Below are 20,268 nucleotides of genomic sequence, written 5' to 3'. Positions count from 1 at the left end.
CACCGTGCGCGATCCAGCGGCAGGTCGCGAGCTCCCTGATCTGGCCCTGGTCCAGCGATGGCTGTGCCTCGAAGTCGAACCCGCCCAATTCGCGCACGAACGGGAACTGCGCCAGCTTGCTCGACATGCTCGAAGGGCGGGCCATCCCATAATCAACAAGATGGGTTCACATCTCAGTTGTCCTTCGGTTCAACAGAAACGGTCGCAGTCCTTCCTGCAACCAGCCGAACAGCATCCGGGACACCTTCGAAGTCGATGCGCACCGGGATCCTTTGGGCCAGGCGGACCCATGAGAATGTCGGAGCCACGCTTGCGAGCGAGCCTGCAGAGTCACTTCGCTCCCGATCCTCGATGCCAGCGGCGATCCCAGCCACATGCCCCATGACCGATTCCGGCTCGCCCATGATATCGATCTTCACACGGTCGCCGATGTGGATACGTGGAAGTTTGGTTTCTTCGAAGTACCCAGCGATGTAGATCGATTCTCTTTCCACAAGCACCCCAACCGCACTTCCGGCGGAGATATAGTTCCCGCGACGCAAAGAGAAGTTTGTGATTGTCCCTGATGATGGTGCTTTCACCGTTGTCCGCTCAAGGTTCAGCTTTGCCAAATCCAGAGCGGCTAGCGCCGACTGATATGCAGCGTCTGCCTGATGCATCTGGCTTTCGGCATGCTGCCGCTCTTTCAAGCTTGCTGCTTCTCTGGAGGCGAGCAGCTGATATCGTTCGAAGTCGATCCTCGCCAGCTCCGCCGCAGCCTTCGTACTCTGCAACTGGGCCTCTGCCTCGCGCAGCGCAAGTTCAAAGCGGTCTGTTTCGATCCGAAACAGCGCCGTCCCCTTCTCCACCTGGGCATTGTCCGATACCAGAACCTCGGTGACCGGGCCGGAGATGTCTGGTGCCAGTCGAACAATATCCGCACGGACATGAGCGTCCCGCGTCCACGGCGCCTCCATATAGAAGGACCACAGGTGCCAGCTTAGAATTGCCGCGCAGCCCACCATAGACAAGGTCAACAGGGCTCGCCCCGAGGTGATCGTGAGGTTTTTCATTTTTGCAACCAGTTGATAGCGGCGGAAAGCCCGCCAAGGAGAGTGATGTAGAGTGCGAGGTTGAAAAGGGAGCGATGCCACACCGCTTGATAAAACCCGAGCCTGGCGAGAACCGATGTGAGTATGCGGAAGAGACCGTATGCACACAGGGCAAGTGCCGAGAACCATGGCAGGAAGACACCATAGAGGTCGAATTGTCCAATCACGCGGCGCTCCTCTTTAAAGGAGGTGTTATCAAAATCGGAGGATCAGCCTCAGGGGCGAGGCAGAGACGAAGAGCGGCAGCGTGCACCACAAGTTCCGTGTCGGCGTCCGTTGTGACCATGTCCGCAGTAGAAAGGATAAGGTCGTCCAGCATTCCGAGGGTATTTTCCAAGGCTTCGCCACGTTCAGCGGGCGCAAGTTGATACAAGACCTCCAGCGCTGAGAAGACTGCTTCAGCCTTGAAGCGAACAGGCATCGACGCCCCATTAGCGCGCGCCTGCATCGCGGCTATATGAAGCCCCGCGCGCAAATCCCTTATGAGGTCGGCATCGGAGGCGTCGGAGGTCGGAGGAAGCCTGGCCGCCCTGGCGGCAAACAGGCCTGCCACGTCGAGAACGCGATGGTGCGTGATATGCGCGTCTGCACGCTGGCCGGCCGCAATCCGGGCGACATGCTTCTGGGTCACGGAAAAAAGCCTCCTGGCATTTGTCTCCGCCCTCACAGATCGGAAGATGCCGCAGACCGCGATCGTCCACACCATCGCAAGAATGGTGGCGATCCCTGTGTTTGCAAACGTCACGAAGTCGCTGCTCTGGTGCGCCTGGAGGGTGAGAAGAAGCGGAAAGTTTATGCACAGCCCCATGCCGATGATCGCGAGCGAAGGCACAGCGAGGCACATCCCTGCAGGGATCAGGAACAGCCCGAGGGCAGCGACGAGCGGCACGAAACCGTCGATCATCGGAAGGATCGCAAAGCCGTAGACGAACGCCGCGATGACGGAACCGATCGTTACGTCGACAAACTTGCGCATGGCTGGGACTGGATCGTCCATTGTCGCAAGAAGGCAGCAAAGCACTCCCGAAATCTGGGCAATTGTCATCCCGTCGGTCCAGCCGCTTGCAATCCAGAAGAAGGTGGAGGTCGCGAGGCAGATCGCGACGGCCAGCGCCGACAGCAATGCCATGCCAATGTCGCGGTGCGGGGCTGGCATCTTGTCGGGAGCAGCGAAGCGGCGAGCCGCTCTCGCCGCATTCTCGTCCCCTAGAGCTTCACGAAGAGAATTACTCTCCTGGGAGATCCGATGAATATCCCGCAGGTTCCGGGCAGTATTGGCAAGAAGAAGATGTTCCCATAATGGAGGCGCGCCAAAAGAGGTTAGCGCGTCGACCCTGGCCCTGGAGCTCTCCGCGGCATCGGTTGAACGAGAGCCGATTCCTCCAATCAACGACAAAGCCTGCTCCGATTTCGGGGTGTTGAGCTTCGCCAGTGCTCGTCGCAGATCCTCCAGTTCGCTCAGCAATGGCAGGAAGGACACCATGCGGTGCTGCAGTGACCTCACCACCGACACTGCACGTCGATATCGCGATCCATCATATCGAAGGTGGACCGTGAACGACCGTAGGTCGGCCGCGTCCGCCGCCAAAGCGTGTCGTTCTCCTTTGCTTCGGGTTTCGTCCGCCTCCGCAGTTGCCGTTGCCGCGAGGAGCTTCTGCGCCCTTGCCATCCAGGCATCGATCCGCTCGAGGAGTGCTGTCCCCACATGAACTGGAAGAACAACGTGGCTGACGATCGACGCGCATAGGACCGCAAGACCGATCTCCTCGATGCGGGAGACGACAGTGTCGAAAGTGTTTGCGGGGGTCGTGACCAGTGGCAATCCTGCAAGAAGTACCGTGTAGCCGGCCAACAGAGAAACATAGCTGCGAGGCGTGCGATCAAGAAGGCTAAGGAAAGTGCATCCCGACACCCATGCGATGATCGCTGCGGAAAGCAGTATTGGCTCGTTCACAAGGTTCGGAACCATGATGATCGTCGCGCCGCCACCGATCAGGGTCCCCAGCAGTCGATAGAGCGACTTCGATGAGATCGCACCCGAAAGCGGATGAGCGACGATGTAGACGGTTGCCACCGCCCAGAACGGTCGCGGCAGATCGAACCTTATTGCGATGTAATAGGCAAGCATGGCCGCCAGGAATGTCTTCAATGAAAATATCACGTTCCCGGCGGTGACAACCGGTCGAGCGCTCACACAGTATCTCCCGGGTGAGTGTCGACCTGCGTGACGCCTCGTTCATCGTTGGCGGCAGTAAGTCCATAGATTGTGGGCGAGACGTAGCAAAAGAAAGTAGCCGCAATGCAGGCGTGCATATAAGCTTCGACCGGGTCGGCGCACGAAACAGCCGAAGCGGCTGGCGGCTTGTGGCCAAAGAACCCGCAGACCTTCACAAGGAAGGCTTTCGTAGTCTTGCGCGCACTGGCTATGCGACTGGACCCGACGCGCGCACATTGTGGAGGCAAGATGCAAAGCCTGCGATAGCGCTTCTGAGGCCGTCGAAATTCAGTCTGGAAGACGTCAGACAACCATTGGGGGTGATGCTCTTGAACTGCCATCGTCGTTTCTCCGAACTCTTCGGATGACTCTATCGCCAAATCGCAGAGAGAAATTTAGATATCCCCTCAAATGATGACTAAATCCCGCCAGCCACGGTTATCCCTTTCTGGAGCCCTCGTCGACCAGGACCTCGAAGAGTCTTCCGCGCGAGCGCACGCCGTGAGGATCGATGTGTCGCAGAACGAACGCGAAGCACCCGAGCATCGCCATCGAAAGGGGCAGCTCGTCATGGCGTCGCGGGGCGGAGTGACATGTCGTGTTCCGAGCGGGATGTGGATGGTCCCGCCGCAGTGCGGCGTCTGGGTTCCGGGAGGGATGCTGCACAGCAACGTGGCGACCGCCAATGCGCGTCTGTTCTTTCTGTTCATCGAGCCGGGCGCCGCCGATCTGCCGGACCGGTGCTGCACGCTTTCGCTTTCTCCGCTTGTCAGAGAGCTCATCATCGAGATGGCTGACCAATCCGCAGTCGCGGGGGCTTATGCGGAGACGATGACGACGCTGCTTCTATCGGCTTTATCACAGATGCCGGTGGAACATCTGCATTTACCACTGACAGATGAGCCGAGATTGAGTCGTATTGCATCCGCGCTGGTGGAGGATCCCTCCGACCGCAGCACCATAGCGCAATGGGCAAAGCGAGTGGCAATGAGCGAGAATTCCCTTGCTCGTCTTGTTCAGCGGGAGACTGGCTTGACCTTCGGCCGCTGGCGACAGCAGCTGCAATTGATCATCGCAATCCGAAGCCTTGCAGCCGGGGCGACGGTGCAGCAGGTTTCGGGCGACCTCGGGTATGAATCGGTGTCTGCGTTCATTACTATGTTCAAGAAAGCGCTCGGCGCGTCGCCGGCCCAATATTTGAGGAACTTCGAGCGTTAAACATCACGAAATACAGTTACGGAAGCACGCAGCTGGAGAAGAAGCATTCACCCACGTCATGATTGGAAGCAACGACCTGGAGCGCTCCAGACGCTTCTACGACACCACTTTCGTTGCATTAGGAGGCAAGCCTGGCGAGATGGATCCGAGAGGCCGGCTGATCTATTCACATGAGGGCGGTCGACTGATGATCACGAAACCGATCGATGGTAGGCCGGCGACTGCGGCCAACGGTGGGACGATCGGTATAGCTGCTGCAAGCCGTGACCATGTTCTAGCGTGGCATGCCGCCGGTGCCGCGCATGGTGGCACGGCTATTGAGAGCCCGCCTGCGCAGCGCCCGAACGGGGCATTCGTTGCATATCTTCGCGACCCTGACGGAAACAAGCTGACGGCACGGTCTCACCCGACGAAATGAGATAGGCGTAAGCAACGCCTGGTGGACAGCGTGATCAATGGTCCGAGGCGAGCAGGCGTGGAATGTCGGTTCCAGACCGCTTCCGATTACCGCATAGGATGTTCTTACATTTCCAGTTGAGATAATAAGCTGAAAGCAGGCCGCCAGCCCCAAGATCATCCAATCCCGGCAGTCTACATGCCTGATTCACGAAAGGACTACGTTGCGCAGGATGGGTGTAAGAACAGACTCGTCGGTTCAAGTTCCATCAACTGCACGCACACGTCTAGCGACCGGTCTGGCGTTGTACTTGAGCAGAGGTAGTTAGGGCGGATCGGCGTCTTCTTCGAATAGCAGATCCTTCCAAGCGACATCGGATCAGAGGTATCGGCGGTGGCCACGTACCCACATATGTGTTAATGTGGGTTTTCGCAGTTCAGGAGCAGGTAAGATGAGCCGATTGACGATCGACATAACGGACCAACAACATCAAAGCCTAAAGGCGCTGGCCGCTTTGCAGGGTAAGACAATCAAGCAGTATGCACTTGAGCGCCTCTTTCCCGGTGACACAGATGGAGAACGAGCCTGGGAGGACTTGAAGACGTTGATGAACACGCGCGTCAATGAGGGGCTCGCCGGAAGACTGTCGACCAAAACCGTAGGTGAGATCCTCGACGAGGAGCTTGCCGAGGGTCGTGCTTGACGGCCTACATTCTTACCGCGGAGGCGGAATCGGATCTACGTTCGGTAATCCGCTACACACGTGCGCAATGGGGTGCTGCCCAGGTACGCCGCTACGTCTCGGGTTTGGAGCGAGGTATCGCAAACCTTGCCGAGGGCAAAGGTCCTTTCAAGGATATGAGCGCGCTTTATCCGGCGTTACGAATGGCGCGATGCCAACACCACTACGTCTTTTGTCTGCCTCGAGAGGATGCGCCCGCCCTCATAGTGGCAATTCTTCATGAACGAATGGATCTCATGAAGCGTTTGGTTGATCGTCTGAACGAATGATGTTTGGACGGAGGCGAGATTACCTGAGCGCAAGACCAATAAAATCGTTGTTATCGCGTGGTCAAAAAAGGGGGGCGCCAGTTCTGATCCCTTCAAGAGCTTCAACAGTGTGGCTTCAGAAACGACGGCGCCGTCTGGCTAATGCTGTCCCTGCCGTGCCGGAGGTTTTGCCGGCAGCGAGTAGCGCTCGACATTGCCGCGCCAGATGAGGGCGTTGATCAAGCGCTCATCACGGCGCGCTCGATGAGAGCAATCCCGAGATTTTATTTGACTGAACGTTCCAGAATCGATACCATTGGAAGATGGCTAGACCAAAAATATTCGATCCCGACACCGCCCTCGACGCAGCTATCTCGATCTTCTCGCAGCATGGGTTTGAGGGGACTTCGGCAGCGGCGCTGACTGCGGCGATGGGGGTTGGTCGCCAGAGCCTCTACGACACCTTTGGCGACAAGTGGCAGCTGTATCTCTTGGCGTTGCGGCGGTACGTTAACAGAAGCGTTGCAACGCAAATACTGGCGCTCCGCGCCGCGCCAAAGGCTCTCGATGGAATCGCTGCTCACTTCTCCGTTCTCATCGAAGATGCGTGTTCGTCCATTCGTCCAGCGTGTCTGGGCGTAGGCGCCATCTGCGAGTTTGGGCGCGAGAAGCCAGAGGTGACGGAAATCGCTGAGGCATCGAACCGGCTGCTAACGTATGCGCTCAAGGAACGGCTGGTCGAGGCTCAGGCTAAAGGGGAAATCGCTGGCGATATCGATCCTCAAGATGCAGCCGGTTTTCTCGTGGCAAATTTGGTTGCCATCAAGCTTGCGGCACGAGCGGGCGCCGGGCGCCAAACCCTCCAGTCGATCGCCGCGATGGCCTTGAGAAGTCTGCGATAGATTTTTTGCTCTATTCTGGAATGATCGTTCAATAATTTCGCGGAAACTCCGCGAACAAAAAGGAGAAAACCATGGCGAAGGCAATTGTGCTGAGAGAGCATGGGGGAGTCGACAGACTCGTAATGGAAGATATCGATATGCCGGTCCTGCGCGCGAACGAAGCACTTATCGATGTCAGTGCTACCGGGGTCAATTTCATGGATATAGGCGTTCGGAACGGAATGCTGTGGAAAGACAGACCTCTTCCTCTCGTACCCGGTGTCGAAGGGGCTGGAGCTGTCGTGGCGGTGGGAGCCGACGTCACTGACTTGAGCCCCGGACAGAGGGTCGCGTGGGTCTACGGCCCGGGCAGCTATGCTGGGCAGGTCGCGTTACCTGTGGCGTCACTCGTCCCTCTGCCCGACGACATTGGCGACGAGACTGCTGCTGCGCTGATGATGCAAGGAATAACCGCCAGCCATTTCGCGACCAGCTTCTACGAAACGAAACCCGGCGACGTGGCGCTCGTGCACGCAGTTGCGGGCGGCGTGGGATCCCTGGTCAGCCAAATTGTGAAGCTAAGAGGCGGCACCGTCATTGGTCGCGTCTCCAGCGAGGAAAAAATTGGTGCCGCCCGAGCGGCCGGAGCTGATCATGTGATTGTTGATGCTGAGGGTTCCTTCTCCCAGCAGGTCCTCGACCTGACAGAAGGAAAAGGCGTCGATGTAGTCTTCGATGGTTCCGGCGCCTCCACGTTCAAAGATTCGATGGCTTCGCTCGGCAGGCACGGCGTCCTTGCTTACTACGGTCCGGTTCTGGGTGCGCCCGCCCCGATCAACGTCGCCACGTTGCCGCGCAGCATAAAGATCGGGTTCCCGACCTTTGCCGATCACATACCGGATCGTGATGCGCTGTTGAAGCAGACTTCGATACTGTTCGAATGGGTGCGCAGTGGCAAGCTTAGGATTGGCGTGGGTCGGCGCTACCCATTGTCGGACGCAGCGTTGGCTCACGCCGATTTGGAATCCCGGCGGACAACTGGAAAGCTTCTCCTGCTGCCGTGACAAGCTGAGGACGGCTCGGTCCAGGGGCTGACGGAAGTGGCCCGCGTGCCACTGGTTGGCTGCGGCATCCTGGGTTCGGTGACCGCGCTCGACAAGGATATGGCCAAACAGCTGCTGCGGGCGGCGGGGCTGCCGGTGGCGCGGGCAGTGACCGTGCAGGCTGATCGGACGCCGTCCTTCGACGAGCTTGAAAGCGAGTTGGGATTGCCGCTTTTCGTCAAGCCGGCGCGTCAGGGGTCTTCTGTCGGCGTGCGCAAGGTTTCAGGCAGCCAGGAATTTGCGCCGGCGCTTGCGGAGGGCTTCAAGCATGACCGCAAGCTGCTTGCCGAGGAATTCATCTGCGGCCGCGAGATTGAGTGCAGCGTGCTTGAGGACACCAAGGGCGGCCTGTTCGTCTCCCGCCCGGGTGAGATCGTCCCGGCCGAAAGCCATGGCTTCTACAGCTACGATGCGAAATATATCGACGAGGATGGGGCGGCGCTAAAGATGCCGGCTGAGCTTCCGGCCGCAGTCGAAGCCAAGATCCGCGAAACCGCAGCCCTCGCCTTCAGGGCGCTCGCCTGCGACGGCATGGCGCGCGTCGATTTCTTCCTGACTGAGGACATGAGTTTCTGGATCAACGAGGTGAACACCATTCCCGGATTCCCCGATATCAGCATGTATGCGAAGGCGATGGCGGCAAGCGGCGTCGCCTATCCCGAGGTAATCGACAGGCTCGTCGAGCATGGTCTCGCACGCGCCGGCCTCTGAGCCGCAAAATGCTCTTCCCGGCGTGGTAGAGGTGCGCCGGTAAGACAAGCGCCGCGGCTTCGTCGGCTGCGGTCACAAGAACTGGAATAAGCCGGATTAATTGCCGTTGCATGCCAGCGTCTGCTGTGTTTCTTGCGCTTTTGGCGGCTATGTATTACATAACTTATTGACAACTGGTGGCGATAACGATGTCTAGCGTTACGATTAAGGTACTGTCTACGGTGAACGCCCCTTACGGGACGAACCTTTCGGCTGAGCAACTCGCTTCGAAGATTTCGGATTTTGCGAGCGTTGAGAATTTCGATGCTTCGGCATTCTCATTCTATTCCGAAGTGAAAGCCGAGCTCCAGCACCAGTTTCTCGATGAGATGGAAATCGACCACGGTACCGCATCCGAGATTGCCCAGAAATTTTCGAAGCTGGCTGGATATCCCCTCGCCCTGGCCGCCTGAGGGCTGTCCTGATGAGCCAATGGGAAAGCCTTTTCGACCAGGCTGTGTCAATTATCAATCAGGCGAACTCTTCTTTTAAACTCCTCGATAGCTGGACTTTCGGGGGTGGCACCGCCCTTATGCTCCAGATAAACCATCGTGAAAGCTTCGATATCGACATTTTCATCGATGATCCGCAGGTCCTCCCATATCTGAACCCGACAACACAGGGCTATACCCTGCAGGTGAACTCCGATGGATATGTTTCGGACGGGACGCATGCTTTGAAAATCGTGTTCGCGGGCATCGGTGAAATCGACTTCATTTGCGCTCCAAGCCTGACCAACGATCCCACATCCCGTATCGCAGTACGTGGAACCGAAGTTGACCTTGAGACCCCGGGCGAAATCATCGCGAAGAAGGTTCACTATCGAGGATCCTCTCTTCAGCCACGTGACATGTTCGATATCGCCTGCATCGCCAAGGCACTCGGCGATGGATACATTCTCGAAGCTCTCTTGCCATTCAAGACCAGGGCCGCCGCTGCATTGGCAGTCGCCGAGAGAATGGATGCAGGCCTCGCTAGCACAGTTATGGGGAAGCTTCAGTATAGAAAAGGATATGCGGATATTTCGAAAACTGCTCAAGCGACGACAATCTCGCTTTTGAAAGCGGTGTGCGACCATAAGCCAGCGTTATCCGCAGCACCTTCCTCTCCGTCTCCACGCTGATCTCTCAGCAACTTGGTGGCCTTGGCTATGCCGCTGTTCGGTCGATTATTCTTTCGATGGGCGTCATTCCTATCAGCCAGCAAAACCAAGTTACGGCAGCGTCTGCGAGTGTGAATGAATTGTGTTGCAAATGCTTAGCCAATCTCAGGCGTGTGGTCGTCGGTTCGAATCCGCTCAAGAGCTTCACGATCCAGGCGTTCCTTCACTCGAAACGGAGCACAGAATGGCTGGCCACGGGCAGGTTCGTTCTCACTCTCGTGATGTAATCGAGATCAAGCGTGGCCGTGATGCTCGTCACGAAATCGGGGCTCTGGGCAATCACATGGCCCCAGGGATTGATGACCATGGAATGGCCGAAACACGCCTTCCTGCCCGCGGCATGGGTGCCGGTCTGCCCGACGGCGAGGAAATAGGTCTGCGTCTCGATCGCGCGGGCGCGGGCCAGCACTTCCCAATGATCCTTGCCGGTGGAAAGGGTGAAGGCGGCGGGCAGGACGATGATATCGGCGCCGCGGTCGCGCAATGCCTGAAACAATCCGGGAAAGCGGATGTCGTAGCAGATCGCGCAGCCCACGGTGATGTCGCCGACCTTGTAGGTGACGATCTCCCGGCCGCGGGTGACGGAGTCGGATTCGCGGTAGCTCACGCCTTCGGGCGTGACGACATCGAACAGATGGATTTTTCTATAGCGGGCGATTTCCGTGCCGTCCGGCGCGAATACCAGAGACGTGTTATGGAAATGCTCGCCCGATTTCTCGACGACCGAGCCGGCATGCAGAGTTATGCGGTGCCGCGCGGCGAGCGAGGAGAGAAGCGTATAGGTTTCTCCGCCGGGAAAAGTCTCGCCGCTGGCATGCATCGCATCCGCGTCGTCGTCGAGAAAGGCAAAATATTCGGGCAGGACCACGAGCTGCGGCTTCTCGGCGGCGACGATATCGTCGACGAGCGACGCCGCCATCTTCAGGTTGGCTGCCTTGTCGTTCTGCGAGTTCATTTGAACCAGTGAGACTTTCATGGTGAAATTCCTTTGTCCGGTGAAGGTGTCAGCGCGCCGTTTCCAGAAGGCCGGCCGTGGTGTGCCACGCATCCCTGAGGCCATGGGCGAGCGCGCCGTGTTCCATCGTCAGCGCCAGGGTGTGGGCATGGTTCGCCAGTGCGAACTGCTTTTCCGAGATGCTCCAGGCCGGCAGCAGCCAGTGCTTGCCCGCCGCCTTTGCCGCATCGGCGATGGCCTGGAGATCGGCGAAATCGGCTTCGCTGCGCTTGTATGATTGACGGCCGCGGCGTAGCGACAGGTCGCTCGGCCCGACGAAAACGCCGTCCACGGTGTCGAACGCCAGGATCGCAGCGATATCCCGGAGCGCCCCGGCATGCTCGATCATCGGATAGCAGCGGGTGCGGCTATCCTGGTCGACGAACCATTGATCATCGGGACTGCCATAGGCCACGGTCCGGCCACCGGCGAAGCTGCGATCGCCCTTCGGCGGGAATTTCGCGAAAGCGCAGACCTTTTTGGCATGGGCGGCGTCGAGGATATGCGGAATGACGACGGCGTCGGCGCCGAAATCCAGCGCCTGCTGGATCGGCCCGCGTTCCGGGCCGAGCACCTTGGCCAGGACGTCGAGGCCGAGCCCCTTGAGCAGCGGAATGAAGCGCTCGAGCGTATCGAGATCGAAACTGCCATGCTCGATATCGAGGACGGCGGATGTGTAGCCGATTGCCGAGGCTATTTCGGCAGCGGGAACATTGGGTCCCGAAAGCCAGACGGCCGACTTGTGCTGGGGAATTGGTGTCACGAGATTATCCTGTTGGTCCGAGGCCTGCTGATATCTGCGAAGGGAACGCGGGAGATAAGGACGGCGTGTACCTATCCGAGCACATGCCTGACGGCATCGGCGGTGACCGAGACGATATGATCGGCCTCTTCGCGGGTGAGGCAGAGTGGCGGCGCGAAGCCGATAATGTCGCCCTGCGGCATGGCGCGGGCGATCACGCCGCGTTGGAGCATGGCGGCCACCACGGCAGCGCCGATCTTGCGCGTGGGATCGTAGAAGCGCCTGTCGTCGCGGTCTTCCACCAGTTCCACGGCCGCCATCAGGCCATCGCCACGGATGTCGCCGACACTGGCATGGCTGCCCAGCGCCTGGGCCAATGCCTCGCGGAAATGCGCGCCCGTTATCCGGGCATTGTCCACTAGGCCGAGTTCGTCGATCAGTTCGAGATTGGCGACACCGGCGGCGGCGCAGATCGGATGGGCGGAATAGGTCCAGCCATGGCCCATCGGCCCGAGCCGGTCCGAACCCTCGACCAGCACGTTCCACATCTTCTCGCTGACAATGCTGCCGGATAGCGGCGCGTAGGCCGAGGTCAGTCCCTTGGCGATGGTGATGAGATCCGGCTGGATGCCGTAATGATCGGAACCGAACATCGTGCCGAGACGACCGAAGCCGGTGATCACCTCGTCGGCCACCAGCAGGATATCGTACTTGCGCAGCACGGCCTGGATCTCCTGCCAGTAATTCTGCGGCGGCGGCACGATGCCGCCGGTGCCGAGAATGGGTTCGCCGATGAAGGCGGCGATCGTACCCGGTCCTTCCGCCAGGATGAGCTCTTCCAGCTTGCGGGCGCAATGGACGGAGAACTCGGTCTCGCTCATGCTCCGGTCTTCGCGCCGGAAATAATAGGGCGCCTCGGTATGCAGGACCGGGCTCAGCGGCAGGTCGAAGGCCTTCTGGAAGGCTTCGAGCCCCGTCAGGCTGCCGGTCATGAGGCCGGAACCATGATAGCCGCGCCAGCGCGAGATGATCTTCTTCTTCTCGGGACGGCCGAGAATATTGTTGTAGTACCAGATCAGCTTGACGTTGGTCTCGTTGGCGTCGGAACCGGAAAGGCCGAAATAGACGCGGCTCATATTGCGCGGCGCCCGCTCCACGATCATGCGCGCCAGCGTGATGGAGGCTTCGGTGCCGTGGCCGACATAGGCATGGTAATAGGCGAGGGAACGGGCCTGTTCGGCGATGGCATCGGCGATCTTCTGCCGGCCATAGCCGACGTTGACACAGTAAAGGCCGCCAAAGGCGTCCAGGCTGCGGCGGCCCGTGGTATCGGTGATATAGACGCCTTCTCCACCTGATATGATGCGGGTCGGGCTTTCGCCGCGCGCATGGGCGCCCATCGCGGTGGACGGATGGAAGAAATGGTTGCGGTCCCAGGCGTTGAGATCGTTGCGGCCTTCGGTCATAGGATTTTCCTTTCGGGCCGCCTCAGGCAGCCGTGTCGATGCAGAGATATTTGAGCTCGGTGAAGGCCTCGATGCCGTGGCGGGAACCTTCGCGGCCGAGGCCGGATTGTTTCCAGCCGCCGAACGGCACCGGGCCGCCGGTGATCTTCACGCGGTTGACGGCGACCATGCCGAATTGCAGGGCGCGGCCGAGGCGCCATTGCCGCGCGCCGTTTTCCGTCACCACATAGGCTACCAGGCCATAGGCCGTGTCGTTGGCGCGGCGGACGACATCCGCCTCGGTATCGAATGCCGTGACGGCAGCGACCGGCCCGAAAGTTTCCTCGCGCATGATGGCCGCGTCATCGGGCACATCCGCCAGGAGGGTCGGGGTATAGAATAGCGGCCCTGCGGGATGGCGGCTTCCGCCGGCAAGGCAGCGGGCGCCGCGTTCGAGCGCATTGGCCACCTGTTCTTCCACCTTGGCGATGGCGCGCTCGTGCATCAGCGGGCCGATCTCGGTGACCGGATCCAGTCCGTGCCCTACCTTGAGGGCGGCGATGCGCAGGGCGAACTGTTCGAGAAACGCCTGTTCGATCGAGCGATGGACGAAGATGCGGTTGGCCGCCAGGCAATCCTGCCCTGACGTGGCGAATTTCGCATCCATGGCGATGTCGACGGCGCGGCCGATATCGGCATCCTCGAACACGATCAGCGGCGCGTGGCCGCCGAGCTCCATCACCAGCCGTTTCATCGAGGCGGCGCAGCGCGTCGCGATCAGCCTGCCGATCGCGGTGGAACCGGTGAAGCTGAGGGCTGCGATGCGGGCGTCATCGCAGAGCGCACTGACGATGTCAGGGGAGGCGCCGGTCAGCACATTCAGGACGCCGGCGGGCATGCCGGCACGTTCGGCCAGTTCCATGAGGGCCAGCGCGGAAAGCGGCGTTTCGCCCGAGGGATGGGCGACCACCGTACAGCCCGCTGCAAGCGCCGCGGCCGCCTTGCGCGTCAGCATGGCGGAGGGGAAATTCCAGGGGGTGACCAGTGCGGCGACGCCGACCGCCTCGCGCCGCACGATCATTTCGGCATTGGCGAGATGAGATGTCACGCCTTCGACGTTCAGGCGGCGGCCTTCCTCGGCATACCATTCGGGAAAGGACGCGGCATAGTCGATCTCGCCGAGCGCCTCGGCAAGCGGCTTGCCCTGTTCCAGCACCATGATACGCGCCAGATCCGCGCGGTTTTCACGGATGAGATCGGCCCAGCGGCGCAGCACGGCACCACGCTTCGCCGGCAATGCAGCCTGCCATTGGGGGAACGCGGCGGCGGCGGTCGACACGGCCTCCTCGACGCCTTCCGCACCGACGGCCGTGACCCGGGCGATCGGCTGGCCGCTGGCGGGATCATGGACGGCGAAATCCCCGGGGCCGGCGATCCAGCGCCCTCCGGCATAGGAGAGTTCCCTGAGCAGGCCGGGATCGTTCAGGCTGTCGAGTGCGGCATGCCGCCTTTCGGAGCGGCTCAGTCGGGCCTCGCGCATCAATTCTGTCCTCGGCTGTTGGTCGAATGCGGCAAGCATGGCAGAAGCGCGCCGCACGATCGGGCCGAAGACGGGCCTGGCATGGTCCGTCTGGTCTGTTCTACAGATGATTTTCAGTCCGTCCGGTCCTTGACCGCCCGGGTGACGATATAGGTAAAATAGCGTTGGATACCGATTTCCATCGTCAACAACCGGTCGACCAGCCGCTGGTAGCTGTCGATATCCTCCGTTTCGACGGTGAGGAAGTAGTCGACGCCGCCACCCACAGCCCAGCACGAGACGATCTCCGGCACCGCAACGACCGCCGTTTCGAACCGCTTGAAATCGGCATGGCGGTGGCTGGCCACCGTCACTTCCATCAGGACCCGCACGCGCGGCGCCTGCGCGGTTGCAGAGACGCGGGCGTGGTAGCCGGTAATCACGCCGCCGGCCTCCAGCCGCTTCAACCGCGCCCATGCGGGGGTAGCGGAAAGCCCCACCGTCTCCGCAAGCGCCTGCTTGGTCAGCCGACCATTGCGCTTCATCGCCTCGATAATACGCAGGTCGATGGCGTCGAGCTTCAGGACGCCTCTTTCGGGCGCACGGTCAGGTAGAGGCACGGCATGGCCCTTCTTCGGTTGAGATGTGTTCTCATAATGCACATTGAAACAAGCTTGACTATGATTTTTACATATGAAATGTTTTTTACATCATCATAAAACACAAGGGCGAACATAATGTCACTGTCGAGATCACTCTTGCACGCATGCCTCTCTTCCGTAGCGCTCGCCCTTCCCGGGCTCGCCATGGCGTCCACTCTGACGGTGCAGATCACTGCGGATATCCGGAGTTCCCAGCCGGGCATCAACCGCGATGCCGGGACTGATTCCGTCATGCTCAATGTTGTCGAGGGCCTGGTTGCCGCCGGCGAAAAGGGTGAGATCCGCCCAATGCTGGCCAAGGACTGGAGCGTTTCGGCCGATGGCAAGGCCTATACTTTCACGATCCGCGACGGCGTAAAATTCCACAATGGCGAGACGATGACCGCCGCCGATGTAGAATGGAGCCTGGAAAAGCTGATCCGCGACCCGGAATTCAGCTGCAAGACTTTCTTCGACGGCAGCCGTGACGCGAAGGTCGAAACCATCAAGGCGACCGACGACCGCACCGTCGTCATCACGCTCGACCGTCCCGATGCGATGTTCCTGAATTATATGGCGCAGGCCCAATGCGGCTCCACCGGCATTGTCCACCGCGCTTCGTTCAATGGCGATGGCAGCTGGAAGGCGCCGGTCGCCACCGGCCCGTTCGTGTTCGGGGACTGGAAGCGCGGCGAAGGTCTGGTGCTGAAGAAATTCGCCGACTATTCGATCACCGGCGACAAGCCGGATGGCTATGGCGGACGCAAGGACGTCCTAGTCGACCAAGTCAAATATATGGTGGTGCCGGATACGGCGACGGCCGTCGCCGGCCTGCGCAGCGGCGCGCTCGATGTTCTGCCCTACCTGCCGCCGGGCGAGGCCGCCAAGCTGAAGGACGAGAAGGATTTCACCATCGTCGCGGCCCCCCATGGCGGCCTGGTGACCATGCTGTTCCAGACCACCGATACGCTGATGTCGAACGTCGCGATGCGCCATGCCGTGATCGCCGCCCTCGATACGCCCGCCATAGTCGATTCCGTCACCTATGGCCTCGGCATTCCCAACAATTCGCTGGTCTCCTCCGGCTCGCTCTACCACACCGCCACCCATGACAAGGGCTATGTCTACGATCCCCAGGCGGTTCCGGCCCTGCTGCAGAAGGCGGGCTACAAAGGCGAGAAGATCGTCATCCTGACCAATCGCCGCTCGGCCATCAATTACGATACCGCGATCATCGCCCAGGCCATGCTGCAGTCGGCCGGCATCAATGCCGAGATCGAAGTGCTGGAATGGGCGAGCCAGCTCGACCGCTTCAACAGCGGCAAGTACCAGATCATGGCCTTCAACTATTCCAACCGCACCGATCCGGGCCTCGCCTACCAGACGGTGGTCGGCTCCAAGGCCAAGAAACCCAATACGGTGTGGGACGATGCCGATGTCGCCGCGCTGGTCAACAAGTCGCTGCAGGAGGCCGATCCCGAGAAGCGCCAGGCGATCTTCGACGACCTGCATGCCCGCTTCCTCGACCAGGCGCCGTTCGTGATGTTGGCCAACGGCCTCGATGTCGGCGTCTCCGGCCCGAAGGTCAGGGGATATCGCACCTGGCAGGGCTTTGCCCGCTTCTGGGGCGTCGAACGCAGCGAATGAGATTGGCTGCCGGATACCGATCATGCTGAAATTCGCCTCCACAAGATTGCTCTCGGCAATCCCCACCCTGTTCATCGTCTCCGTGGCGGTGTTCGGCCTCATCCGGTTGATCCCGGGCGATCCGGCCAGCCTGATGCTCGGCGATCTCGCCGATGCCGATGCGCTGGCCGCTGCCCGCAAGACCATGGGCCTGGACCAGCCTGTGCCGGTCCAGTTCTTGATCTGGCTCGGCAATGTGGTGCAGGGCGATCTCGGCCGGTCGGTCCTCAACGGCCAGCCGGTGCTGGACCTGGTGCTGCACCGGTTCGCGACCAGCGCCCAGATGGTGCTGATCGCGGTCGGCCTGTCGGTCCTGATCGCCGTGCCACTCGGCATGGCGGCGGCGTGGCGGCAGAATGGCGGGCTCGACCTCACCATCGTCGCCCTGTCGACCTTGCTCCTGTCGGTCCCGACCTTCTGGCTGGGACTGATGATCCTGCTCGCCTTCGGCCTCAAGCTCGGCTGGCTGCCGGTCCTCGGCTATGTGTCGATCGCCGACAATCCCGTCGCGGGATTGATCTATCTGGTCATGCCGGTGCTGACGCTGGTGCTGCACGAAGTCGGGATCATCGTGCGCATGGCCCGGGCCTCGACGCTGGACGTGCTGCGGCTCGACTATATCACCCATGCCCGCGCCAAGGGCATGAGCGAAAGCGCTGTTCTGCTGCACCATGCCGCCCGCAACGCCTTCGGCCCGACCTGGACGCTGATCGGCCTGATCCTCGGCAATCTGCTCGGTGGTGTCGCCGTGGTCGAGACGGTGTTCACCATTCCGGGCCTCGGCCGGCTGATCGTCGATTCCATCTATGCCCGTGATTACGCGGTGGTGCAGGGCTGCCTGCTGTTCGTGGCGCTCACCTACCTGCTCGTCAATCTGGTGGTTGACCTTCTCTATCCCCTTTTCGACCCGAGAGTGACCGCGGAATGAAACGCCATCAACCAAACCGCATCATCGGCGGCGCGCTTCTCTCCTGTTTCCTCGGCGCTGCGCTCGTCGGACGCTTCTGGACGCCCTATGATCCGATGCGCCTCGACCTGCGCTCGAAACTGCAGGCGCCGGGCGCCGCGCATTGGCTGGGCACCGACGAGTTTGGCCGCGACGTGCTGTCCCGCCTGATGGCGGCAGCCGGAACCAGCGTCTCGATCAGCCTGATCACCGTGTTCTTCGCAGTGCTCGGCGGCGTCACGCTCGGTGTGATCGCCGGCTATGCCCGCGGCTGGACCGACCGTATCGTCATGGCGCTCAACGATGCGTTGCTTGCCTTTCCCAGCATGCTGCTGGCGCTGGCGCTGCTGTCCGTCACCGGCGCCAATATGTACGGCATTATTCTCGCGCTCGGCATGGCCTATACGCCTGCCATGGTGCGGGTGGTACGCGGCTCCGTGCTGTCGCTGCGCGAGCGGGAATTCATCGAGGCCTCGCGCCTGATGGGCAATTCGGCCGCCTATACCATGTTCCGCCATATCCTGCCCAATAGCCTGGGGCCGGTGATCGTGCTCGCCACGTCCATGTTCGGCTCGGTGCTCCTGACCGAGAGCGCGCTGAGCTTCCTCGGCCTCGGCGTGCCGCCACCGGCGCCGACCTGGGGCAACATGCTGGCAAGCGCGCGGCCGCACATTGCAGAGGCCATGTGGCTCGGCATTTTTCCCGGTCTCTGCATCTCGCTTTCGCTGCTCGGCATCAATCTGTTCGGCGATGCCATCCGCGATCGTTTCGACCCCCGCATGAGAGGATTGTAACCCGATGAGCCAGTCTCTCGTTGAAGTCGACGGCCTCAGCCTCGCCGTCGGCGGCCCCTCGGGTCACCACATCGTCCGCAATGTTTCCTTCCATGTGCAGCCTGGAGAAATCGTCGGTATCGTCGGCGAAAGCGGCTCGGGAAAAACCATGGTGGCGCGCAGCCTCATGAGGCTCCAGCCGCCCGCCATCGTCGTTTCCGCCGGCGATATCCGCTTCGAAGGCCGTTCGGTCCTCACCATGACCGGCAAGGCGTTGCGGGCCGTGCGCGGGGCGCGGCTCGGCATGGTGTTCCAGGAACCGATGACCTCGCTCAATCCGTCGATGACCATCGGCAGGCAGCTCGAGGAGCCACTGAAACTGCAGGCGCGGCTGGATGCGGCGGCGCGGCGCGCGCATATTCTCGATATCCTGCGCCGGGTGGGCATCCGCGATCCCGAGGGCGCGCTGGTCGCTTTTCCGCACCAGTTTTCCGGCGGCATGCGCCAGCGCATCATGCTGGCCTCCGCCATGCTGTTGAAACCTTCGTTGCTGATCGCCGACGAGCCGACCACCGCGCTCGACGCGCTGGTGCAGCGTGAGGTGCTAGAACTGATGCTGGACATGGTGCGCAGTGAGAAGACCGCACTGCTGATGATCAGCCACGACCTGCCGATGGTGGCGCGCTATTGCGACCGCATCATCGTCATGCGCCAGGGCGAGGTGGTCGAGCAGGGGCCGGTCGCGGAGATCATCTCCCGCCCCGGCCATGACTATACCCGCGAACTGCTGCAATCCATGCCGGTGCGCGGTCCGCTGCGCAGCGTCGATCCCGCCGCGAAGCCAGTCATGGAGGTGCGCGGACTGGAAGTCGAATATCGGGCCAAGGCGGGCCTGCTGGCGCCGAAGACCATGAAGAAGGCACTGCATGGTATAGACCTCGCCGTGCGCCCCGGCGAGATCGTGGCGCTGGTCGGCGCCTCCGGATCCGGCAAGACGACGCTCGGACGTGCGATTGCCGGACTGGTCGACGCCTCGGCCGGCCGCATCTTCTTTGCCGGCGAGGAGGTGAAGCCCGATTCCCAGGCCTGGCGCCATTACAGGCTGAATTGCCAGATGATCTTCCAGGATCCGTTCGGTTCGCTCGACCCGCGCATGAAGATCCGCGAAATCGTCGGCGAGGCGCTCCGCCACGACCAGCAGGCGAGCAGGGCAGAGAAAGAGCAGCGCGTCCGCGGCATCCTGGAAGAGGTGGGCCTGGACGAGCGTTATCTCAACCGCTACCCGCACGAACTTTCAGGCGGCCAGCGCCAGCGTGTGGCCATTGCCCGCGCCGTGGTCGGGCGGCCGCAATTCGTGATCGCCGACGAAGCCGTTTCCGCACTCGACGTCACCGTCCGGGCCAAGGTGCTGCAGCTCCTGGCCGATTTGCAGCGGCGCTACGGTTTTTCTTGCCTGTTCATCAGTCATGACCTCGGCGTGGTCGAACAGCTTGCCGATCGCGTCGTGGTGATGCGCGACGGTGCCATCGTCGAGCAGGGCAATCGCGACGCCGTGTTCGATACACCGCAATCCGACTATACGCGCGCGCTGCTGTCGGCGATCCCTACGCTGACCCGCACGGAGACAGGCGTGTCGCTGGCTTGGCGCTTCGCAAATTCAGGCGAAGCAGGCGCAAGCGAAGCACCGGCGAAAGCATTGCAATGAAAGATATCAG

At 60.9% G+C, this 20,268-nt stretch carries 20 protein-coding genes and 2 pseudogenes; 13 read left to right on the top strand and 9 right to left on the bottom strand.

What is annotated here, in order from left to right; genetic code table 11:
• The 4 genes and pseudogenes from DMO26_RS29355 to DMO26_RS29340 form a co-directional block, all read right to left on the bottom strand.
• Positions 1 to 139, bottom strand: a pseudogene (locus DMO26_RS29355) (ATP-binding protein); the annotation flags it as partial.
• A 34-nt stretch (positions 140 to 173) separates the two neighbouring features.
• Positions 174 to 1,052 carry an efflux RND transporter periplasmic adaptor subunit gene (locus DMO26_RS29350; protein ID WP_117195866.1) on the bottom strand — a complete coding sequence of 293 codons (879 nt, stop codon included), beginning with the start codon at positions 1,050 to 1,052 and terminating at the stop codon, positions 174 to 176.
• Positions 1,049 to 1,258, bottom strand: coding sequence for a DUF1656 domain-containing protein (locus DMO26_RS29345; RefSeq protein WP_117195865.1), 210 nt, complete (start codon positions 1,256 to 1,258; stop codon positions 1,049 to 1,051). Before DMO26_RS29345 ends, DMO26_RS29350 begins: the two co-directional genes overlap by 4 nt.
• Positions 1,255 to 3,285, bottom strand: a complete 2,031-nt coding sequence (locus DMO26_RS29340; protein ID WP_117195864.1) for an FUSC family protein — start codon at positions 3,283 to 3,285, stop codon at positions 1,255 to 1,257. The genes DMO26_RS29345 and DMO26_RS29340 overlap by 4 nt, the downstream gene beginning before the upstream one ends.
• 432 nt (positions 3,286 to 3,717) lie before the next feature.
• On the opposite strand from DMO26_RS29340, the gene DMO26_RS29330 reads away from it, so the two are divergent.
• From DMO26_RS29330 to DMO26_RS29290, 9 genes and pseudogenes are all read left to right on the top strand, one after another.
• Positions 3,718 to 4,524, top strand: coding sequence for an AraC family transcriptional regulator (locus DMO26_RS29330; protein WP_117195862.1), 807 nt, complete (start codon positions 3,718 to 3,720; stop codon positions 4,522 to 4,524).
• A gap of 58 nt (positions 4,525 to 4,582) precedes the next feature.
• The gene (locus DMO26_RS29325) at positions 4,583 to 4,942 is read left to right on the top strand and encodes a VOC family protein (RefSeq protein ID WP_117195861.1); all 360 of its coding nucleotides are present in this window, start codon (positions 4,583 to 4,585) and stop codon (positions 4,940 to 4,942) included.
• Positions 4,943 to 5,372: 430 nt separating this feature from the next.
• A complete protein-coding gene (locus tag DMO26_RS29320) occupies positions 5,373 to 5,624 on the top strand; it encodes an antitoxin (protein WP_117195860.1) in 252 nt (83 codons plus the stop codon).
• Positions 5,621 to 5,932, top strand: a complete 312-nt coding sequence (locus DMO26_RS29315; protein WP_117195859.1) for a type II toxin-antitoxin system RelE/ParE family toxin — start codon at positions 5,621 to 5,623, stop codon at positions 5,930 to 5,932. Before DMO26_RS29320 ends, DMO26_RS29315 begins: the two co-directional genes overlap by 4 nt.
• A gap of 302 nt (positions 5,933 to 6,234) precedes the next feature.
• Positions 6,235 to 6,813, top strand: coding sequence for a TetR/AcrR family transcriptional regulator (locus DMO26_RS29310; RefSeq protein WP_117195858.1), 579 nt, complete (start codon positions 6,235 to 6,237; stop codon positions 6,811 to 6,813).
• Between the two features lie 71 nt (positions 6,814 to 6,884).
• Positions 6,885 to 7,856: a quinone oxidoreductase family protein gene (locus DMO26_RS29305; protein ID WP_117195857.1), complete on the top strand. Its 972-nt coding sequence runs from the start codon at positions 6,885 to 6,887 to the stop codon at positions 7,854 to 7,856.
• Positions 7,857 to 7,862: 6 nt separating this feature from the next.
• Positions 7,863 to 8,606: pseudogene (locus tag DMO26_RS29300) on the top strand (D-alanine--D-alanine ligase family protein); the annotation flags it as partial.
• A 188-nt stretch (positions 8,607 to 8,794) separates the two neighbouring features.
• Positions 8,795 to 9,058: a hypothetical protein gene (locus DMO26_RS29295; RefSeq protein ID WP_117195856.1), complete on the top strand. Its 264-nt coding sequence runs from the start codon at positions 8,795 to 8,797 to the stop codon at positions 9,056 to 9,058.
• A gap of 11 nt (positions 9,059 to 9,069) precedes the next feature.
• On the top strand, positions 9,070 to 9,768 hold the full coding sequence (locus DMO26_RS29290) for a nucleotidyl transferase AbiEii/AbiGii toxin family protein (protein ID WP_117195855.1): 699 nt from the start codon (positions 9,070 to 9,072) through the stop codon (positions 9,766 to 9,768).
• Positions 9,769 to 9,970: 202 nt separating this feature from the next.
• On the opposite strand, the gene DMO26_RS29280 is transcribed toward DMO26_RS29290, so the two are convergent.
• The 5 genes from DMO26_RS29280 to DMO26_RS29260 all read right to left on the bottom strand — a co-directional run bounded on the left by DMO26_RS29280 (position 9,971) and on the right by DMO26_RS29260 (position 15,091).
• Positions 9,971 to 10,783 (bottom strand): carbon-nitrogen hydrolase family protein, encoded by an 813-nt coding sequence (locus DMO26_RS29280; protein ID WP_117195854.1) that lies wholly within the window; start codon positions 10,781 to 10,783, stop codon positions 9,971 to 9,973.
• Between the two features lie 28 nt (positions 10,784 to 10,811).
• Positions 10,812 to 11,564: an HpcH/HpaI aldolase family protein gene (locus DMO26_RS29275; RefSeq protein WP_117195853.1), complete on the bottom strand. Its 753-nt coding sequence runs from the start codon at positions 11,562 to 11,564 to the stop codon at positions 10,812 to 10,814.
• A 71-nt stretch (positions 11,565 to 11,635) separates the two neighbouring features.
• Positions 11,636 to 13,009, bottom strand: a complete 1,374-nt coding sequence (locus DMO26_RS29270; RefSeq protein WP_117195852.1) for an aspartate aminotransferase family protein — start codon at positions 13,007 to 13,009, stop codon at positions 11,636 to 11,638.
• Positions 13,010 to 13,031: 22 nt separating this feature from the next.
• Positions 13,032 to 14,528, bottom strand: a complete 1,497-nt coding sequence (locus DMO26_RS29265; protein WP_117195851.1) for an NAD-dependent succinate-semialdehyde dehydrogenase — start codon at positions 14,526 to 14,528, stop codon at positions 13,032 to 13,034.
• A 113-nt stretch (positions 14,529 to 14,641) separates the two neighbouring features.
• On the bottom strand, positions 14,642 to 15,091 hold the full coding sequence (locus DMO26_RS29260) for an Lrp/AsnC family transcriptional regulator (protein ID WP_117195871.1): 450 nt from the start codon (positions 15,089 to 15,091) through the stop codon (positions 14,642 to 14,644).
• Between the two features lie 153 nt (positions 15,092 to 15,244).
• On the opposite strand from DMO26_RS29260, the gene DMO26_RS29255 reads away from it, so the two are divergent.
• Genes DMO26_RS29255 through DMO26_RS29240 form a run of 4 tightly spaced genes read left to right on the top strand, consistent with a single transcriptional unit; the run spans position 15,245 to position 20,258 of the window.
• Positions 15,245 to 16,795 carry an ABC transporter substrate-binding protein gene (locus DMO26_RS29255; RefSeq protein ID WP_117195850.1) on the top strand — a complete coding sequence of 517 codons (1,551 nt, stop codon included), beginning with the start codon at positions 15,245 to 15,247 and terminating at the stop codon, positions 16,793 to 16,795.
• A 22-nt stretch (positions 16,796 to 16,817) separates the two neighbouring features.
• Positions 16,818 to 17,762, top strand: coding sequence for an ABC transporter permease (locus DMO26_RS29250; RefSeq protein ID WP_117195849.1), 945 nt, complete (start codon positions 16,818 to 16,820; stop codon positions 17,760 to 17,762).
• Entirely contained in the window at positions 17,759 to 18,574 is an 816-nt protein-coding gene (locus DMO26_RS29245) for an ABC transporter permease (protein WP_117195848.1), read from the top strand. The genes DMO26_RS29250 and DMO26_RS29245 overlap by 4 nt, the downstream gene beginning before the upstream one ends.
• Before the next feature lie 4 nt (positions 18,575 to 18,578).
• Positions 18,579 to 20,258, top strand: a complete 1,680-nt coding sequence (locus DMO26_RS29240; protein WP_117195847.1) for an ABC transporter ATP-binding protein — start codon at positions 18,579 to 18,581, stop codon at positions 20,256 to 20,258.
• The last annotated feature ends 10 nt before the right edge of the window (positions 20,259 to 20,268 follow it).

It is taken from the genome of Rhizobium terrae, from assembly GCF_003425685.1.
Taxonomy (GTDB): Bacteria; Pseudomonadota; Alphaproteobacteria; order Rhizobiales; family Rhizobiaceae; genus Neorhizobium; species Neorhizobium terrae.
Note: the sequence above shows the minus strand (reverse complement) of the source record. Positions and strands in the feature narration are given on the sequence as shown.

What these genes read in the sequence shown, in the direction of transcription:
- DMO26_RS29325 (WP_117195861.1), top strand. Translation starts at nt 4,583, where the DNA reads ATGATTGGAAGCAACGACCTGGAGCGCTCCAGACGCTTCTACGACACC.
- DMO26_RS29265 (WP_117195851.1), bottom strand. Translation starts at nt 14,528, where the DNA reads ATGCGCGAGGCCCGACTGAGCCGCTCCGAAAGGCGGCATGCCGCACTC.
- DMO26_RS29295 (WP_117195856.1), top strand. Translation starts at nt 8,795, where the DNA reads ATGTCTAGCGTTACGATTAAGGTACTGTCTACGGTGAACGCCCCTTAC.
- DMO26_RS29245 (WP_117195848.1), top strand. Translation starts at nt 17,759, where the DNA reads ATGAAACGCCATCAACCAAACCGCATCATCGGCGGCGCGCTTCTCTCC.
- DMO26_RS29270 (WP_117195852.1), bottom strand. Translation starts at nt 13,009, where the DNA reads ATGACCGAAGGCCGCAACGATCTCAACGCCTGGGACCGCAACCATTTC.
- DMO26_RS29310 (WP_117195858.1), top strand. Translation starts at nt 6,235, where the DNA reads ATGGCTAGACCAAAAATATTCGATCCCGACACCGCCCTCGACGCAGCT.
- DMO26_RS29290 (WP_117195855.1), top strand. Translation starts at nt 9,070, where the DNA reads ATGAGCCAATGGGAAAGCCTTTTCGACCAGGCTGTGTCAATTATCAAT.
- DMO26_RS29240 (WP_117195847.1), top strand. Translation starts at nt 18,579, where the DNA reads ATGAGCCAGTCTCTCGTTGAAGTCGACGGCCTCAGCCTCGCCGTCGGC.
- DMO26_RS29320 (WP_117195860.1), top strand. Translation starts at nt 5,373, where the DNA reads ATGAGCCGATTGACGATCGACATAACGGACCAACAACATCAAAGCCTA.
- DMO26_RS29255 (WP_117195850.1), top strand. Translation starts at nt 15,245, where the DNA reads ATGTCACTGTCGAGATCACTCTTGCACGCATGCCTCTCTTCCGTAGCG.
- DMO26_RS29350 (WP_117195866.1), bottom strand. Translation starts at nt 1,052, where the DNA reads ATGAAAAACCTCACGATCACCTCGGGGCGAGCCCTGTTGACCTTGTCT.
- DMO26_RS29280 (WP_117195854.1), bottom strand. Translation starts at nt 10,783, where the DNA reads ATGAAAGTCTCACTGGTTCAAATGAACTCGCAGAACGACAAGGCAGCC.
- DMO26_RS29305 (WP_117195857.1), top strand. Translation starts at nt 6,885, where the DNA reads ATGGCGAAGGCAATTGTGCTGAGAGAGCATGGGGGAGTCGACAGACTC.
- DMO26_RS29250 (WP_117195849.1), top strand. Translation starts at nt 16,818, where the DNA reads ATGCTGAAATTCGCCTCCACAAGATTGCTCTCGGCAATCCCCACCCTG.
- DMO26_RS29330 (WP_117195862.1), top strand. Translation starts at nt 3,718, where the DNA reads ATGATGACTAAATCCCGCCAGCCACGGTTATCCCTTTCTGGAGCCCTC.